Annotated in this window: 15 protein-coding genes and 1 pseudogene; 14 read left to right on the forward strand and 2 right to left on the reverse strand. The window is 31.5% G+C overall.

The annotated features are described in order from the left end of the window. Positions 1–35 precede the first annotated feature (35 nt). The 12 genes and pseudogenes from rplQ to rpsI all read left to right on the forward strand — a co-directional run bounded on the left by rplQ (position 36) and on the right by rpsI (position 8,688). Positions 36–398, forward strand: a complete 363-nt coding sequence (rplQ, locus tag NMU03_RS09715) for a 50S ribosomal protein L17 (protein WP_087357973.1) — start codon at positions 36–38, stop codon at positions 396–398. A 167-nt stretch (positions 399–565) separates the two neighbouring features. Continuing rightward, entirely contained in the window at positions 566–937 is a 372-nt protein-coding gene (locus NMU03_RS09720) for a hypothetical protein (protein ID WP_290137956.1), read from the forward strand. A 79-nt stretch (positions 938–1,016) separates the two neighbouring features. Then, positions 1,017–1,814, forward strand: coding sequence for a MurR/RpiR family transcriptional regulator (locus tag NMU03_RS09725; protein WP_290137958.1), 798 nt, complete (start codon positions 1,017–1,019; stop codon positions 1,812–1,814). 140 nt (positions 1,815–1,954) lie between these two features. After that, positions 1,955–2,784: pseudogene (locus NMU03_RS09730) on the forward strand (energy-coupling factor transporter ATPase). After that, positions 2,760–3,611 (forward strand): energy-coupling factor transporter ATPase, encoded by an 852-nt coding sequence (locus NMU03_RS09735; RefSeq protein ID WP_290137960.1) that lies wholly within the window; start codon positions 2,760–2,762, stop codon positions 3,609–3,611. Before NMU03_RS09730 ends, NMU03_RS09735 begins: the two are co-directional and overlap by 25 nt. Next, entirely contained in the window at positions 3,604–4,404 is an 801-nt protein-coding gene (locus NMU03_RS09740) for an energy-coupling factor transporter transmembrane component T family protein (RefSeq protein ID WP_290137961.1), read from the forward strand. Before NMU03_RS09735 ends, NMU03_RS09740 begins: the two co-directional genes overlap by 8 nt. After that, positions 4,401–5,135 (forward strand): tRNA pseudouridine(38-40) synthase TruA, encoded by a 735-nt coding sequence (gene truA, locus NMU03_RS09745; RefSeq protein WP_290137963.1) that lies wholly within the window; start codon positions 4,401–4,403, stop codon positions 5,133–5,135. Before NMU03_RS09740 ends, truA begins: the two co-directional genes overlap by 4 nt. Continuing rightward, positions 5,122–6,030, forward strand: coding sequence for a histidinol-phosphatase (locus NMU03_RS09750; RefSeq protein WP_290137964.1), 909 nt, complete (start codon positions 5,122–5,124; stop codon positions 6,028–6,030). Before truA ends, NMU03_RS09750 begins: the two co-directional genes overlap by 14 nt. A 75-nt stretch (positions 6,031–6,105) precedes the next feature. Beyond that, positions 6,106–6,579, forward strand: a complete 474-nt coding sequence (locus NMU03_RS09755; RefSeq protein ID WP_290137966.1) for an RNA polymerase sigma factor — start codon at positions 6,106–6,108, stop codon at positions 6,577–6,579. Further along, the gene (locus tag NMU03_RS09760; RefSeq protein ID WP_290137967.1) at positions 6,572–7,705 is read left to right on the forward strand and encodes a hypothetical protein; all 1,134 of its coding nucleotides are present in this window, start codon (positions 6,572–6,574) and stop codon (positions 7,703–7,705) included. Before NMU03_RS09755 ends, NMU03_RS09760 begins: the two co-directional genes overlap by 8 nt. Positions 7,706–7,842: 137 nt before the next feature. Next, positions 7,843–8,280, forward strand: coding sequence for a 50S ribosomal protein L13 (gene rplM / locus NMU03_RS09765; RefSeq protein ID WP_290137968.1), 438 nt, complete (start codon positions 7,843–7,845; stop codon positions 8,278–8,280). Between the two features lie 15 nt (positions 8,281–8,295). Then, positions 8,296–8,688, forward strand: coding sequence for a 30S ribosomal protein S9 (gene rpsI / locus NMU03_RS09770; protein WP_087357982.1), 393 nt, complete (start codon positions 8,296–8,298; stop codon positions 8,686–8,688). 991 nt (positions 8,689–9,679) lie between these two features. Here rpsI and NMU03_RS09775 read toward each other — a convergent pair. Further along, positions 9,680–10,510 carry a class I SAM-dependent methyltransferase gene (locus tag NMU03_RS09775; RefSeq protein WP_290137970.1) on the reverse strand — a complete coding sequence of 277 codons (831 nt, stop codon included), beginning with the start codon at positions 10,508–10,510 and terminating at the stop codon, positions 9,680–9,682. A gap of 203 nt (positions 10,511–10,713) precedes the next feature. Continuing rightward, positions 10,714–11,601: an ABC transporter ATP-binding protein gene (locus tag NMU03_RS09780; protein ID WP_290137971.1), complete on the reverse strand. Its 888-nt coding sequence runs from the start codon at positions 11,599–11,601 to the stop codon at positions 10,714–10,716. A gap of 182 nt (positions 11,602–11,783) precedes the next feature. On the opposite strand from NMU03_RS09780, the gene yqeK reads away from it, so the two are divergent. Beyond that, positions 11,784–13,031 carry a bis(5'-nucleosyl)-tetraphosphatase (symmetrical) YqeK gene (yqeK, locus tag NMU03_RS09785; RefSeq protein WP_290137973.1) on the forward strand — a complete coding sequence of 416 codons (1,248 nt, stop codon included), beginning with the start codon at positions 11,784–11,786 and terminating at the stop codon, positions 13,029–13,031. Further along, positions 13,015–14,379 (forward strand): MATE family efflux transporter, encoded by a 1,365-nt coding sequence (locus NMU03_RS09790; protein WP_435372898.1) that lies wholly within the window; start codon positions 13,015–13,017, stop codon positions 14,377–14,379. Before yqeK ends, NMU03_RS09790 begins: the two co-directional genes overlap by 17 nt. The last annotated feature ends 8 nt before the right edge of the window (positions 14,380–14,387 follow it).

Genomic DNA, 14,387 nt, shown 5'->3' on the forward strand with positions numbered 1-14,387 from the left:
TTATAGACGAAATATATTGGAAGGAGCACTAATTTATGGCACACAATAGAAAATTAGGGCGTGTATCATCTCATAGAAAAGCAATGCTACGTAACTTAGCTACAGATGTTATCATGTATGGAAAAATTGAAACAACAGTTACAAGAGCTAAAGAAGTTCGTTCAATCGTTGATGAATTAATTACTTTAGGTAAACGTGGAGATTTACATGCAAGAAGACAAGCAGCACAAGTATTACAAGATGTTGTTGATCCTGCTACTGGGAAAACTGCTGTTCAAAAATTATTTGACGAAGTTGCCCCTAAATATGCAGATAAAAATGGTGGATACACTCGTGTTTTAAAAACATATAATCGTAAAGGTGATAATGCACCAATGGCAATTATTGGTTTATTCTAAAATCAAGGGCGATGATGAAAATCATCGTCTTTTTGTTTATCTTATTTACAAAATTATCTTTATAATGAAATATATTTTGTTAATAAACATATCAAATGATGGCAAAATATACAATTTAGAAATACTGTGTTTTATAATAGAGTCGTCAAATAAAGGAGGACAATGTTATGAAAACAAGAGAACAAATTATTATATTAGCTAAAAAGGCTTATAATCAGTATTTTAAAAATGATTATAATGAAAATCATGAATATACGAAGGTTGATGATATAAAACTTAATAAAGAAGAAATTATACATGATATAAGTAACATGAAAATTGAAGAAGAAAACAAATTAAGAACTTTGGAAGTGTTACAAATAAAAATTGAAAAAGAAGCGCGACTCTCTTATCAAAAGATGTTTAAAGAAAAAAACTATAAACCTTATATTTATGAAAAAATGAATATAGATAAAATGTATAAAAAGTTAAAAGAAAATCAGATATATTTAACACAAATGGTTGAAAATATGAAACAAAAACAACTTGCTCACAAATAAGTACATCGCTCTAGGATGTACTTTTATTTTGCAAGTTTCATTCATTTCCTTTATAATGTGGAAAAAGAGGTGATTGGATATGCTCATTCATAAAATAGAAAAAACTCATTTCTCTCCAAGTGAAGCGATTATTGTCGACTATATTCTCAAAAAAGGTTTACAAATTGAGAAAATGACAATTGCTCAAATTGCTCAGGAAACTTATACATCACCACCACTATTAGTACGAATTGCCAAAAAATTAGGATATGATGGTTATAATGAATTTAAAAATGATTATATCAAAGAATTGAAATATTTATATATGAATCAACAAGTAGATGCCAATATTCCCTTTGTAGTCAATGATGACATGATGCATATTGCTTATAATTTATGTATTTTAGAAAGGGAAACAATTCAAGATACTTATGCTTTAGTTGATCATGATCAACTTCAAAAAGCAGTACGTTTACTAAGGGATTGTCAGCATATTGATATTTATGGACGAACACAACATATTGATATTGCTCGTTCTTTCCAAAACCGTATGTATATTCTTCAACGTCATGTTCAATTGTGTTCTTTGAGTGATGAATTGGATTCAACATATTTACTCAGTGATTCATCACATTGTGCTATTACTATTTCATATTCTGGTCATGCTCCAAGTATACAACGACTTATTCATGTTTTAAAAAAGAAGCAGACGCCTATAATTGCTATTACAAATATTGAAGAAAATGATTTATCAATGATGGCAGATGTAACATTAAAGATGTCATCAAGAGAATTAATTTATACAAAGATAGCTGATTATGCAACGAGCTTATCTATAAAATATCTTCTAGATCTTTTGTATAGCTGCATTTTTCTATTCACTATCAGAAAAATTTAGATAATTGCATAAAAATAGCTAAAGAATTAGATGAAATGCAACATGAGGAATTTATGTAAGAATATGATAATAAATGTTAAAAGATGATGGTTGACAACTGATATAAATCATACTAAAATTGAACTACTTGGAGGCTAGATATGGAAAAAATTATTGAAGTAAATCACTTATCTTTTGGATATGATGAAAACATTTTAACGATAGATGATATTTCATTTCATATTCAAAAAGGTTCATATACAACAATTTTAGGACATAATGGGAGTGGAAAGAGTACTATTGCGAAATTACTGATGGGATTATTAGAAAAAAATCTGGTGATATCATCATTGGTGGAATCCCATTATCAGAAGAGACATTAGGTCAAGTTAGAAATCAAATTGGGATTGTTTTTCAAAATCCTGATAATCAATTTATTGGTTCAACAGTAAGAGATGATATTGCTTTTGGGTTAGAAAATAATTGTGTTGATCCAGCATTAATGGATGATATTATTAATGAATATGCGAAGAAAGTGAATATGTATGAATTTCTTGATCATGAACCAACAAAACTTTCTGGGGGTCAAAAACAAAGAGTAGCGATTGCAGGAATATTAGCTATGAGTCCATCAATCATTATTTTAGATGAAGCAACAAGTATGCTTGATCCTCGAGGAAAAAATGAAATTAATGCATTAGTTCATCAGTTAAATAAAGATAAAAATATGACAATTGTTTCAATTACACATGATATTGAAGAAGCTGCTTTGTCTGATTATGTTATTTTATTAAGTGATGGTCATGTTGTGGATGAAGGAACACCGGAGCAGGTTTTAATGAAAAAAGCTAAAATTGAAAGTTTATCATTAGATATACCTTTCGCATATAAAATTAGTGAAGGCTTACAAAAGATGGGAGTTTCCTTATCAAATCAAATAGAAAAAGAAAAGTTGGTGAAAGAATTATGTCAATTACATTCAAAGAAGTAGAACATACATACTCTCCAGAGACTCCTTTTGCATACCATGCTTTAAAAGGTGTTAACTTGGGTATCAAACAAGGCAGTATGACTGCCCTTATTGGGCATACAGGAAGTGGGAAATCAACACTTATTCAACATATTAATGCTTTATTACTACCAACATCTGGAGAAATTCAAGTCGAAGATTTTTTCATAACTGCAACTGATAAGCCATCTTCTTTAAAGCCTTTAAGGAAAAAAGCAGGGTTAGTGTTCCAATTTCCTGAATATCAGTTATTTGAAGAAACAATACTCAAAGATATTATTTTTGGTCCTAAGAATTTTGGGATTAATGAACAAGAAGCTATTGATATTGCTAAAAAGATGATTAAGTTAGTTGGGTTGGATGAATCTTATTTAGAACGATCTCCTTTTGATTTATCAGGAGGACAAAAACGTCGTATTGCAATTGCAGGTATTTTGGCTATGAATCCAGATATACTTATCTTAGATGAACCAACGGCAGGATTAGATCCTCAGGGAGCTAAAGAAATGCTCCAATTATTTAAAAAAGTCAATCAGGAAGGAAAAACAGTTATTTTAGTTTCACATGATATGAATCAGGTTTTAGAGTATTGTGATGATGTTATTGTTATGAATCATGGTTGTGTTGAAAAACACGTAAGTGTAAGTGAACTTTTTAAAGAAACGGAATATTTAACTTCATTAAGTATTGATTTACCTATGATTACATCATTTATTTTAGAATTAAATAAAAATGGTTTTCATATTGATCCTTCTATTAAAGATATAAATGTTTTAATCCAAGAAATAGGAGGACAACTCAATGAATAATATGATGTTTGGAAAATATATCCCGATTGATAGTTTTATACATCGTTTAGATCCTCGTTTAAAAATAGGGTCTTTACTCTTATTATTGATTGCTGTATTTTTTGATGCTGGTTTTATTGGATATGCAGTTTTAGGTATATTTGTTATTATGATGGCTTTAATGTCACGTATTAAGATTTCACAAATCTTAAAGGCTGTGAAACCAATGCTTTTTATGATGGCTTTTTTAATGTTTTTTAATCTTTTATTTATTCAGCAAGGAACTTTATTGTTTTCGTTAGGCTTTATAAAGATTTATGATCAAGCTGTTTTTCAGACATTATATATATTTATCAGATTAATTTTGATTATTGTTATGACAACGATTTTAACAGCGACGACTAAACCTTTAGATTTAACATTAGGAATTGAACATCTTTTATCACCATTTAAAAGAATTGGATTTCCTACTCATGAAGTTGCTATGATGATTTCAATTGCTTTGCGTTTTATTCCAACATTGCTTGAAGAAACACAGAGAATTATGAAAGCACAGGCGAGTCGAGGAGTGGAATTTTCAGAAGGAAGTTTAAAAGATAAAATACTTTCTATTGTTTCACTCATCATTCCTTTATTTATTTCAGCTTTTCAAAGAGCTGAAGATTTAGCTAATGCGATGGAAAGTCGAAATTATAATCCAGAAGCAAAACGTACAAGATATAAACAATTAAAATGGAAACTTGCAGATACAATTGCTTTTTCAAGTGTCATTTTAATATGTAGTGCGATGGTTATAATGAGCATTGTTTTATGAGAGTGAAATGTATTGTAAGCTATGATGGAAGTCGTTTTCATGGCTTTCAGGTGCAAAATCATGAAAGAACGATTCAAGGTGAAATTCAAAAGGCAATCCAAAAAATAAATGAAGAAGGAACTATCATTCATGCTTCAGGAAGAACTGATGCGAAAGTTCATGCTGTGCATCAGGTTTTTCATTTTGATACAAGAAAGAACTTACCAGAAAATCAATGGAAAAGAGCAATTAATCATTTTTTACCTAATGATATTTATATTTTAGATGCAAAATATGTTGATGATGATTTCCATTCACGTTATAGTGCTGTTAAAAAAGAATATCGTTATTTACTCAATACAAAAGAATATAATCCTTTTCAAACTCATTATATTTATCAATATGGACGTGAATTAGATATTGAACGCATGAAAGAAGCTGCTCAAATATTTATCGGGGAACATAATTTTGCTTCGTTTTGTAGCTATGATCAATATGGCAATACAATTCGTCATTTATATAGTTTTGACATCTTTCAAGAAGAAGGCATTATTACTTTTCGTTTAATTGGGAATGGTTTTCGTCGCTATATGGTTAGACACCTTGTTGGCGGAATCATTCAAGTTGGTGCTAAACGTATTCAAAAGGAACAACTTTTAGAAATGTTAGAGAGCTGTGGAGAGAAAAAATGTCTTTTTAAAGCTAAGCCACAGGGATTATATTTGCAGGAGGTGTATTATGAAGAAGACTAATTTCCATACACATACATATCGTTGTGGACATGCTAATGGGAGTGAAGAAGACATGGTCTGTGCAGCGATAAATATGGGTATTGAAGAACTTGGAATTTGTGAACATATCCCATTACCCCATTATCGTCGCCACTTATTCAAATCACTTGGAGCAGTGAGAAGCCTAAGAAGTCTTTTGTCACTGATTCATGCTTTTATTAAAAATGGTCCTAGTATGCGTATGCCTTACAAAGATTTAGAAACACATTTAGAAGCAATTAGTGAATGTCAAAAGAAATATCAAGATCAAATCAAAATATATAAAGGATTTGAGGCTGAAGGATTGGAAGAATATTTTGATTATTATCAAAGTTTATTATATGAACATAAAGTGGATTATTTAATTTTAGGTCATCATTTTCATAAACATTGTATACATAGTGATTATTATGGTAAAGACAACATGAAGAAAAAAGATATTTATCAATATTGTAATGATGTGGAAAAAGCTTTAGATACTGGATTGTTTAGTTATTTGGCTCATCCTGATTTATTTATGATTGGTTATAAAGAATTTGATTTAGATGTCAGAACAGTCAGTCAACGTATCTGTGAAAAAGCCAAAGCCCTACATATTCCTTTAGAAGTCAATGCTGGTGGAATGAGAAGAGGATTAAGAAATGTCAACGGTGAAATGCTTTATCCATATCCTAATGCACATTTCTGGCAAATTGCTGGAGAAGTAGGAAATGATGTAATTTTAGGCTTTGATGCTCATGATCCATCTGATTTTAATGATGGTATGTATAAACAAATGATGCAATTTTGTGAGGAACATCATTTACATGTGATTGATCATTTTGATTTTTTACAGGGACATATTGAAAAATTTCAAGGAGAATATGATATTCGTTAATGAATGATCATTTTCTCTTTTTTTGCAACCAAAAGGTTGTTATTTTTGTATTATAAGTGGAAGGAGGTTATATGAATGGAAAGGATAATGGGGTTATCTTTTGACGAGATTGTAGAAAAGTATAGTGATATGATTACAAGAATTGCAATCTTAAATTTAAAAAATTCTCAGGACGCTAAAGATTGTTTTCAAAATACATTTATAAAGTTATATATGTCTAATAAAAAATTTTCTAGTGAGGAGCATTTAAAAGCTTGGTTAATCAGGGTATGTATCAATGAATGTAAAAATTATCGTCGTTTGTGGAATAGAAATGTAGTACAAATTGATGATGTTGTAGCACCTGAGCATCATGATGAACTTTTTATAATATTAGAAATAATGAAACTCTCAAAACACCAAAGAAATACTTTGTATCTTTATTATTATGAAGGTTATAAAATATTTGAAATTGCTCAAATGTTGAATATGAAAGAAAATACTGTTAAGTCATATTTAAAAAGAGGCAGGGATACTTTAAAAGAAAGGATTGGTGAGTTTTATGAATAATAGGTTCAAGGAATTTAATTGGATTCAAACACCTGAAGATTGGAAAGATATTGATATGACTCAAAAACGAAAGCATGGGTTGATGTTTTATCGTTTGATTTATGTAGGTATTGTCGTAATTATTTGTATTTCATCATTAGGTTTGGTTTATGCCTACAACAATTCTTTTAGAGAGTGGATTCATCAGTATTTTACAAATGATCAAGTTAAGAAAGTTCAACCATTTTATGAAACAAAAAAATATATAGACGGACCATTTTTATGTTATTATCATGAAGATGAGCAAGCCAATCAAATTATTGACAAAGTCAGTATTTTTTATGAGGGACAATTTATAGATACAAAGTGTCATCGTTTTGAAGGAGAATTTCATGGTCAGGCATTTGCTTTTGATTATTATCAACTAAATGATAATATATATACATTCAATCATAGTGGATTTGTACAATATACAGTGGATCAGTTGATTGAACAAGATTTGTATTTTAGTTCTTCTGATATGAATTTATGTTGTTTAAATATGGAAACAGGTAAAGTAACAGAGATTACAAGTGATCAGCGTTCTGTTAATTTTCGTTTATCACCATCAAAAAGAAATATTATGATTAATAAAAGTGATAAATATTGGACAGTTTATGATGTTAAAACAAAGCAAGAAACGAAAGTCGAAGGATTATCAGGTTATGCCAGAAACAGTGAGTATTGTTTTATAGATGATTGGACGATATTATGTTTTAATGAGCAGGACAATAGTCGTTTGCTTGATTTGAAAACAATGACATATCGTGATTTTAATGAATCTGGATTGTATCCATATCTTTCATCATGGTATATGGCTGATGTGGATCAAAGTTCAACGAAACTGGTCAATATGTTTAATAGTCAGACAGTGACACTACCTTATGTTGTCAATGATTATAATTATACGATGTTGGATAATCGTTATATTATTTTAGAAAGAGAAGATGAAATTATTATTTTTAATCTTGAAAATAAACAATCAAAGGTGTTTCACTCGATTTTAGAAGAAAGTTTGATTGATGTGATGTGTCTTGATCAAAAATATATTATTTTTGCGAGTGAGGATGAATATGTTGTTTTAAAAATTGATGATATATTTGCTTAATTTTGATGATAAATAGATGAAAAAATCGATGATGATAAATAGATGAAAAAATCGTATTGACAAATGGAGGAATGTTGCTATAATAATAGGTGCCTTATTTTAACTTTGTAGCCCCGGAAACTACAGGAGGATAGAAAATGAGACAAACAACAATGGCTAAAGAAGCCACAATTGAACGTAAATGGTACGTTGTTGATGCTGAAGGACAAACTTTAGGACGTTTAGCATCAGAAGTAGCATCTGTATTAAGAGGAAAACATAAACCAACATTTACTCCACATGTAGATACTGGTGATTATGTAATCGTTGTTAATGCGGATAAAGTAGTAATGACTGGTAAAAAATTAGATACAGTTAAATACTATCATCATTCAGGTTGGTTAGGTGGTTTAAAAGTAAAAACTGCTCGCCAATTCAAAGAATCAAATCCTACAGGATTTGTAGAAGCAGCTGTTAAAGGTATGTTACCTCATAACACACTTGGAAGAAAACAAGGGATGAAATTATTTGTTTACGCTGGTAGTGAACATCCACACGCTGCACAACAACCAGTTGAATTAAAAATTAAGGGATAAGGAGGACGAGAATAAATGGCTAATGTACAATACAGAGGAACTGGACGTAGAAAGTCTTCAGTAGCACGTGTTATTTTAACACCAGGTGCAGGTAAAATTGTCATCAATGGTAGAGAAGCAAAAGATTATTTACCATCAGATGTATTATTAATGATCGTCAACCAACCACTTGAATTAACTGGTACAACTGGTAAGTTTGATGTGACTGTTAATGTTAAAGGTGGAGGTTACAGTGGACAAGCTGGAGCTATCCGTCATGGTATTTCAAGAGCTTTATTAGAAGCTGGAGAAGATTATAGACCAGCATTAAAAGCAGCTGGATTCTTAACTCGTGATGCAAGAGTTAAAGAACGTAAAAAATACGGACTTAAAGCAGCTCGTAGAGCACCACAATTCTCTAAGAGATAGTATTAAATTGTGGTCTGAGAACATCAGAAAAAATGAAATTATGCAAAAAGCCCTCTATTTACGAGGGTTTTTTCATTTTCTTAATTGCTTTTGAAGACCGTGAATTTCTGATAAAAAGTGCTGATAATTGCTAGAAAGCCATCTATTGACGGAAATTATGCAGCAAACTGGCGTAATTTCTGCGTAAAATTTAGCGTAACTTTGGCGTAAGATTGTGTGATGAAGCTTTTTATATAATCTCGATATTTATCTAGATGTTCAAATTTGAACATCTTTCAGTACTATGAAAGAACAGTTATTGCTAACCTTTGTATATGCCCATCATACAATATAGAAAAAAGCCGGTATAGAAATGTTCGTTTTAAAATTCATATTTGTATGTTTGGCAGTTTTATTTGTACTGCTCTTTTTCATGATAGCTTACATTTTGGTTTATCTAATTATCTTCCTTAAGTTATGGGAGCAGGAGTTATACTTCTTATCGTATTTCTTTTAATCTAATAAGTGATCATAGTATGTATAAAGAGTAGCTTAAAAATGAAGAAATTAAAGTAAGTTCTTTCTAAACTACTTTCAAGTTAAGGAATATATTATTTATCATGTAGTAATGGCTAATCACTAGCCTCAAAGTCTTTTTTTATAAAGAATAAGAAATAATGTTGTTGCAAGAATAATTTCTACAGTTAATATAATAAGACTATGAATTTGGAATGAATTAGTATTAGCGGTGATGTTGTTTACAAAATCCATGATAACACCAGTAAATGTTAATGAAGATACTGCTTCGATGATAGAAGGAATAAAAAAACATTTTTCCTATTCCTAGGGCTTATTTTAATATAGTCATAACTTTTATATTTTGTTTTATCGTGTTACTTTTCTAAATTAGGTACATTTTTGTTAAATTATGTAAAGATAAAATAAAAAATGAAACGATTCTTTTTATAGAATTGAGAACGTTTCATTTTTTTCTGTTTTAAGCATAGATGCTTTAAAACTCCATCTTTATAATTGACATCTTCATCATTCTATCTCCCAGTCTTGCAAGCAGACGATGAGATGGATGGATGCTGGGACTTTTCATGTCATAATAGCCCAGCATATATCCTTTTGAGCTCACGTTGATTGTATCCGACCAGTTTAATTCTTTAAGTGGATCAGAGACACAGAAATAGCCTTTCACATCCTGTATTTCCATGTTTTTAAGAATTTTGCTCATCATGAGCCTGAGCCCTGCTTTTCCTACTGTATCAAAAATCAGACAACCGGTTGGATAATGCTGTGAGAGTCTTAAAACCAGTGCTTTGACTTCCTCCGTTTTAAAATAATGGAAGACACCTGAAGCAAACAGAATGATTCCCTTGTTTCCATCTATCTGATCCATCCATGAATCATTTCTTATATCTGCCGCGATATTCTCTTCTCTTTCATGTACTGGCATCCAAAGATTACGAATCTTAATAATGTCAGGAAAATCAATGTTGACAATATGGCATGTACCGTTATCACATGTAAGTCCGGTCTGATCCAATCCACAGCCTAAGTTTACGACGGTTGCATTAGGGTGCTTTTTGAGATAATTCTTTATTTCCCACATCATATCCAGCTGTCGCATAGCTGCTTCCAATGCACCAAACTCGTAGAAAAAGGTATCCTGCTTCTTTTCCAGCTCGCTAAAATCATAATCCAGCTTTTCACAGAATGCTTTTGCAGATGTATCGGTATATAATTCAGGAAATTTCTCAGCACACATTTTTCTTCCAAACAGAGGTACGATCAGAGTTTCCTGAACCGAATTCTTTTCAATATGTATTTTATTCATTTCTTATATTTGCCTCCTTTTTTGGTTAGCTTTGTATAACTATTATATCAGATGAGAATCCCTTTTCATAGATAAAATGCCAAGCTGAATTAGCCTAGCTGATTGGTAAGATTATATACTGATTCACTCTTATTCACCAGTTTCTGGTATAATCCCTTCTCTTTTAGAAGTTCTTCATGAGTGCCTGACTGTACAATGCTCCCCTAATCAATGACAAGTATTTGATTGGCTTTTTCAATAGTATGCAATCGGAGAGCAATTACAATCAGTGTTTTTCCCTTGCATAGTTCCATGATGGCTTCCTGAATGTAGCTTTCATTATCAGCATCAACATTAGCGGTTGCTTCATCCAGAATGATAATTGGCGAATCTTTTAGAATACAGCGGGCTATGGATATGCGCTGCTTTTCACCGCCTGATAGACTGGCTCCACCTTCTCCAATAAGGGTATCAAAGCCATTTTCCAGTTCCATGATAAAATCATAGCAGCGAGCTTTTTTAGCTGCTTCAATCACCTCTTCTTTTATCGCATCAGGTTTTGCCATGGCGATATTATTGTAAATGGTATCTTGAAAAAGATACACTCTCTGGGATACCATGGAGATCTGATTCATCAAGCTTGCCAGCTGAACATCCTTGACATTTCTGCCATGAATGCAGACTTCCCCTTGCAAAACATCCCAGAATCGTGTCAGAAGGGAAGCAATAGTGCTTTTTCCAGAACCGCTTGGCCCTGCCAAGGCCAGCATTTCACCTTCTTTTAGATGAAAGTTTACATGATGCAGCACTTCCTTCTTTCCATAGGCAAAGCTGACATCTTTCATTTCAATTTCATATTCAGAAGAAACAGGAAACTCCTCTTTTCCGTTATCATTCAGTTCGTTTTCACGGAAAACATCTTCGATGCGATCCAGACAGCTGCTCATTACCGTAAAACGAGAACTTTCACTGAAAAGTGCTTTTGTAGGAGCGTAAAGATCAAATACGAAGAGTATCATGCCAATCAGATAAGGAACGTCTAACATGGACTGTTTATAGAGTATGAAAGCCAGCAGCATGATACTGGATCCAACTCCAAAGGCAATATTCAACAGAACTTTCTCATTCTTTCTAAAAAAGAGAAACACTTTCAAAAGCCGGTCGTATTTATTTACAAATTTTAAAAGACATATACCATCTTACATGATAATGATTTTTTCATTATCATTTTCTTTTATTGTTTCTTTTTATCGTTCGTGAGATAATAATGTCAAAAGATGAAAGGAATATATCCATGAGTTATACAATTTATCAATCAGCTTGTGATTTGCAAGAACATGTTTGTCAAATTCTAAAAGAAAATCATTGTTTGCATACGTTAGAACATGTTTTAAAAGTTGCCAATCAAGCTAAATTAATGGCTATCCAATGGCATAGTGATGTCGAAAAATGTTATCAGGCTGCTTTATTGCATGATATAAGTGCTATTATGCCTAGAAATGAAATGTATGATTTTGCATTGCAACAAGGCTGGCAAATTGATCAAGCATGTCAAAAATATCCTTTTTTATTACATCAAAGAATTTCAGCATGGATGGCGAGTCAATATTTTGGTATTGATGATGAAGAAGTTTTATCAGCTATTTCTTGTCGTACCACATTAAAAAGAGAAGCCGGCGATATAGATATGATTGTGTTTCTAGCTGATAAAATAGCGTGGGATCAATCAGGAATTCCACCTTATTTAGAACTAATTGAAACAGCTTTGCCGGTATCTTTAGAAAAAGCCTGTTGGATCTTTTTAGATGACCAGTTAAAGAATCATCGTATTTTATATCCTCATCAGTGGTTATTAGAGGCTTATCAAGATTTAAAAATGAAATTGGAAAGGAAAGGTATTATGAAAAAATATAAAGCGATTATTTATGATATTGATGGAACAGTGTTAAATACGTTAAATATGAATATGTATCCATTAATGAAGATTATTAAAGAAGAATTGAATGAAGATTGGAGTTTTGAAGATGTTTTGAAATTTGCAGCTTATCCAGGTATGAAAGTGATGGAAGAATTAGGCATTCAAGATAAAGAAAAAACTTATGCTAGATGGGTGCAATATGTGAATGCATATGAAGAAGGGGCATCACTTTATGAAGGTTTTGAAACAGTTTTTCCAGCTTTTCAAAAAGCTGGCATTATTCAAGCTGTTGTGTCGGCTAAAACCAAAGCCCAATATCAAATTGATATGGTTGATAAAGGATTGGATCAATATATGGAAGTTGCTATTTTAGCAGAAGATACGACTAAACATAAACCGGATCCTGAACCATTATTAGAATGTATCAAAAGATTACAAGTTGATTTGACTGATGTGATTTATATTGGTGATGCAAAATCTGATGCTTTAGCATCCCTGAATGCTCATATTAATTTTGGTTATGCCAAATGGGGCAATGTTTTAAAAGAAGATTTAGAAGGAGCAACATTTATTTTTGAAAAACCATTGGATTTATTGGGATTAATTGATGCAACAACAGAATAATTTTGCGATTGGAAGTGTGTCACAGCATATTTTACATATTGCTGGACCAATGATTGTTGCTAAATTGATTAATGTTTTATATAACGTTGTTGATCGTATTTATATTGGGAGATTGCCAGAAGTTGCTACGCTTGCCATGAGTGGTTTAGGGTTATGTTTACCATTGATTTCTATTATTATTGCCTTTGCGAATCTTTTTGGCATGGGTGGTTCACCTTTGTGTTCGATTGCTAGAGGAAGTGGAGATAATGATTTGGCTGAGGAAATTATGGGTAATGCTTTTTCATTATTAGTTCTTTTTTCATTGTTGATTATGGTTATTGGTTTTCTCTTTAAAGAACCTTTATTATGGACTTTTGGAGCAAGTCAGAATACAATCGGTTACGCTAATGATTATATGACTATTTATTTGTTTGGAACACCTTTTGTTTTAATTGGATTAGGGATGAATAGTTTTATTAATTCTCAGGGATTTGCAAAAATAGGGATGATGACTGTTTTACTTGGAGCTATTACCAATATCATTCTTGATCCTGTGTTTATCTTTGGATTTTCAATGGGTGTCAAAGGAGCTGCTCTTGCAACAGTTATTTCTCAATGTGTATCTGCTCTATGGACTTTACAGTTTTTAACAGGAAGACGTACAATTTTACGTTTAAAGAAAGAAAAACTTTGGTTGAAAATCAAACATGTTCAAAAAATATTTGCGTTGGGTATGGCTGGTTTTATGGTGGGTGTGACAAATTCAATTGTGGCAGTCGTTTGTAATGCAACTTTACAGACATATGGTGGTGATTTTTATATTGCAATTATGACAATCATTAATTCAATCAGAGAAGTCATATCTTTGCCTGGACAAGGTTTAGCCAATGCATCCCAGCCTGTTTTAGGTTATAATTATGGTGCTAAACAATATCAAAGAGTTTTAAAAGCTATTCGTTTTACAACCATTACATGCTTTTTCACAAGTTTTCTTTTATGGTTGAGTATTACTTTATTTCCTCAGTTTTATATTCAAATATTCAGCCATAATACAGATATTTTAGCTGATGGCATACAAGCTATTCATTTGTATTTCTTTGGTTTTTTTATGATGGCTTTTCAAATGAGTGGACAAGCTGTAGCTGTAGGATTAGGAAAATCTAAACAAGCTGTTTTCTTTTCTGTTTTTAGAAAAGTGATGATTGTTGTGCCATTGACTTTGATATTGCCTTTGTATATTGGCATTGATGGTGTATTTATAGCTGAAGCCATTAGTAATTTTATAGGTGGAGGTGCTTGTTATATCACAATGCTGTTGACAATTGGAAAAGATTTAAAGAAAAAGAGTCAATCTGTTGATAATTGATGATATAT

Origin of the sequence: Allocoprobacillus halotolerans, assembly GCF_024399475.1 — a bacterium.
GTDB classification, from domain to species: Bacteria; Bacillota_I; Bacilli_A; order Erysipelotrichales; family Coprobacillaceae; genus Allocoprobacillus; species Allocoprobacillus halotolerans.

Coding starts and splice junctions, on each gene's coding strand:
- NMU03_RS09750 (WP_290137964.1), top strand. CDS start 5,122: ATGAAGAAGACTAATTTCCATACACATACATATCGTTGTGGACATGCT.
- rplM (WP_290137968.1), top strand. CDS start 7,843: ATGAGACAAACAACAATGGCTAAAGAAGCCACAATTGAACGTAAATGG.
- NMU03_RS09775 (WP_290137970.1), bottom strand. CDS start 10,510: ATGAATAAAATACATATTGAAAAGAATTCGGTTCAGGAAACTCTGATC.
- yqeK (WP_290137973.1), top strand. CDS start 11,784: ATGAGTTATACAATTTATCAATCAGCTTGTGATTTGCAAGAACATGTT.
- NMU03_RS09760 (WP_290137967.1), top strand. CDS start 6,572: ATGAATAATAGGTTCAAGGAATTTAATTGGATTCAAACACCTGAAGAT.
- NMU03_RS09725 (WP_290137958.1), top strand. CDS start 1,017: ATGCTCATTCATAAAATAGAAAAAACTCATTTCTCTCCAAGTGAAGCG.
- NMU03_RS09755 (WP_290137966.1), top strand. CDS start 6,106: ATGGAAAGGATAATGGGGTTATCTTTTGACGAGATTGTAGAAAAGTAT.
- NMU03_RS09720 (WP_290137956.1), top strand. CDS start 566: ATGAAAACAAGAGAACAAATTATTATATTAGCTAAAAAGGCTTATAAT.
- truA (WP_290137963.1), top strand. CDS start 4,401: ATGAGAGTGAAATGTATTGTAAGCTATGATGGAAGTCGTTTTCATGGC.
- rplQ (WP_087357973.1), top strand. CDS start 36: ATGGCACACAATAGAAAATTAGGGCGTGTATCATCTCATAGAAAAGCA.
- rpsI (WP_087357982.1), top strand. CDS start 8,296: ATGGCTAATGTACAATACAGAGGAACTGGACGTAGAAAGTCTTCAGTA.
- NMU03_RS09790 (WP_435372898.1), top strand. CDS start 13,015: ATGCAACAACAGAATAATTTTGCGATTGGAAGTGTGTCACAGCATATT.
- NMU03_RS09740 (WP_290137961.1), top strand. CDS start 3,604: ATGAATAATATGATGTTTGGAAAATATATCCCGATTGATAGTTTTATA.
- NMU03_RS09735 (WP_290137960.1), top strand. CDS start 2,760: ATGTCAATTACATTCAAAGAAGTAGAACATACATACTCTCCAGAGACT.